Here is a 2,117-nt window from a genome sequence, read left to right on the forward strand (position 1 = left end):
GAACCCCTCGACAAGGTTCATCGTCCCAGCTCAGAAGGCACTTTCGTATTTCCTCCCCGCTTCCGGCCTCATCTCAACCGAAACGGCGAGGTTAACCTCGTCTCCGTTGGGGGTGGGGATGGAGCAGGCGGTTTTCGAATCCGTCAGGTACTCCGCTGAGTGCCAGGACTGCGGTGCGGAGCTGGAGTGCTGGGGAGTTCAGGCCCTGGTGGACGGCCGGTTGCGATGGGACGTTGAATCAACCTGTTTCGCCTGTGGATTTGCGGTTGCCGTGTGCGGTGGCGACGTGCCGGCCGAACGGCGGGATCAGATGCTCTCCGAGCATGGACCCGCGAGGCTGCAGGTGAGCAGTCCGCCGATGAAGAGCGTCGTCATCATGCGCGTGTTACGGGCTGAGCTCGGCATTGACCTGAAGAACGCCAAGGCTGTGCTGCACCGTGTGCTGGACGGTGATTACTCAGGAACGCTTCCTGAGATGGAACACCTGGCCCGCACGCTTCGGGAGGCCGGCATCGCTGCTGCCGCTACTCGCCCTTAAGGCGTCTGATCTGGTAGCTCCGTGACGGTTCGCCTGGGTTTGGTGCCCTTCTTGTGGTGAGCGGGGCGGCTGTATGCCTGGCCGGTGGCGAGGACTCGGCCCACGTTGTGACGGGTGGCGGGGCGGTGGTTCTTCGAGCCGAGTGGTCGGCCGGGTCCGGGGCGGGATGGTTTCGGTGCACCGGCTGGAGAGCCGGTCTTCGCGCGCAGGTTTCTGAACCCCCTGCGGACTCGGGCGGGCGTGAGTCTGTTCGGCGGGGTCGGCTTCTCCCAGGGCCGCCGGAGGTCGGTGGCCAGCGGGCGGGCCAGCCGGAGCTGGGCGTAGGCGGCGATCACCCAATGCCACGAAGTTAGGGGCCCGGAGATGGTGTCAAGGTGTCGGGCAGCGTGATCTTGTAGGTGTTCGGTGCGGTGCGGGTCAGCAGGCTGTGGCGAGTCCAGAGGCAGAGCTGGGAGGTGAGGTTCTTACGGGCCCGAGGCACTGTGAGTCCCATGTGGTCGGCCAGGTCACGAGCGTGCATGGGTTGGTTGGCGCGCGCAGTGAAGATCTGGCAGAGCTGTTCCCAGGAACTGGAGGGCTTGCGAGCCGGGTCCAGTGACGTTGGGAGAGTAGGCGCACGGATGGTGATGTCGATGGCAGTGATAGGGCTGCTGTCACGGGGCCGGTGATCCTGATTCCAGGTGTGGTAGCGGGAGATACCGCGCTTCGCCACGCGGGCTGAGGTCCGCGGACGACGTTTGGGGAGCATGGTGTGCAAGAGCCGGGTTCCGATGTGTCCGACCAGGTCGGCCTGGGTGCCGGGGCTGTGAGCCGCCTTGGGGCCGGCGATGATGGCGACGGTGTCGCGTGCGGCCTCCAGAGCGATGATGAAGGAGGCTCGGTCCGGATCAGTGCAGTACCGGGTCTCCATAGCCGTGACCATGACCGATCGCAGGGCTTGGTAGAGGGCGAGCAGTCCCCATAGTTCCTGTGTGAGACCGGCGGGATCCTTCGAACGCATATCTGCTGCCGGTTCCACGTCGCGTCCTGCTGGGTCCGTGCCAGCACGGCGACCGCGCGGGCCAGATCGCTGTCCTGCGGCAGCGGCCGGTGGGCGTGCATGTCGGTGCGCAGGATGTTGGCCAGGACCAGGGCGTCGCCGGGGTCGGACTTCTTGCGGGAGACGGACGTCCGGTCGCGATAGCGGGCAGCCGCCATCGGGTTGATCGCGAACACCTGCCGCTTGCCCGTCCTCAGCACTGCGACCAGCAGTCCGCGAGAGGTCTCGATCGCGACCGGGATCGGGGTCTCCTCGGTGTCGCCGTACTCGGCGAGCAGGTCCAGCAGGATCTTGTAGCCGACCGCGTCGTCGGTGATGTGCCGCTTGGCCAGAAGCTGGCCGCTGTCGTCGACGAGGGCGACGTCGTGTGGGTGCTGTCACGTTGTTGGGTTGCAGGTGCCTGACGGTGCGTCGTGGCCTGGTGGGGCCCGCGGTCCGGGCCTGTGGTCAGGCCGTGGTGGGCCGGCTTGCAGCGCCGGTGATCTGGTCCCAGATGGCGAAGCGGGTGGTCATCTCGGCGCGGTAGTGGGCGGCGGTCAT

General features: G+C 66.5%; 2 protein-coding genes and 3 pseudogenes. 1 reads left to right on the top strand and 4 read right to left on the bottom strand.

Translation table 11 applies throughout. The features are described from left to right. Positions 1 to 538 (top strand): hypothetical protein (locus BT364_RS38860; RefSeq protein WP_256260441.1); only part of this gene is annotated, 538 nt, incomplete at its 5' end. Here the strand turns inward: BT364_RS38860 and BT364_RS43930 are convergent. The 4 genes and pseudogenes from BT364_RS43930 to BT364_RS44680 form a co-directional block, all read right to left on the bottom strand. Continuing rightward, positions 535 to 882, bottom strand: a pseudogene (locus tag BT364_RS43930) (NF041680 family putative transposase); the annotation flags it as partial. The gene BT364_RS38860 and the pseudogene BT364_RS43930 sit on opposite strands and share 4 nt — an antisense overlap. A 5-nt stretch (positions 883 to 887) precedes the next feature. Further along, the gene (locus BT364_RS38870; RefSeq protein WP_177328412.1) at positions 888 to 1,556 is read right to left on the bottom strand and encodes a hypothetical protein; all 669 of its coding nucleotides are present in this window, start codon (positions 1,554 to 1,556) and stop codon (positions 888 to 890) included. Beyond that, positions 1,538 to 1,945: pseudogene (locus BT364_RS38875) on the bottom strand (IS110 family transposase); the annotation flags it as partial. The pseudogene BT364_RS38875 and the gene BT364_RS38870, both read right to left, overlap by 19 nt. A 79-nt stretch (positions 1,946 to 2,024) precedes the next feature. Beyond that, positions 2,025 to 2,117, bottom strand: a pseudogene (locus tag BT364_RS44680) (IS6 family transposase); the annotation flags it as partial.

Source organism: Streptomyces atratus, assembly GCF_900119365.1.
Lineage (GTDB): Bacteria > Actinomycetota > Actinomycetes > Streptomycetales > Streptomycetaceae > Streptomyces > Streptomyces atratus_B.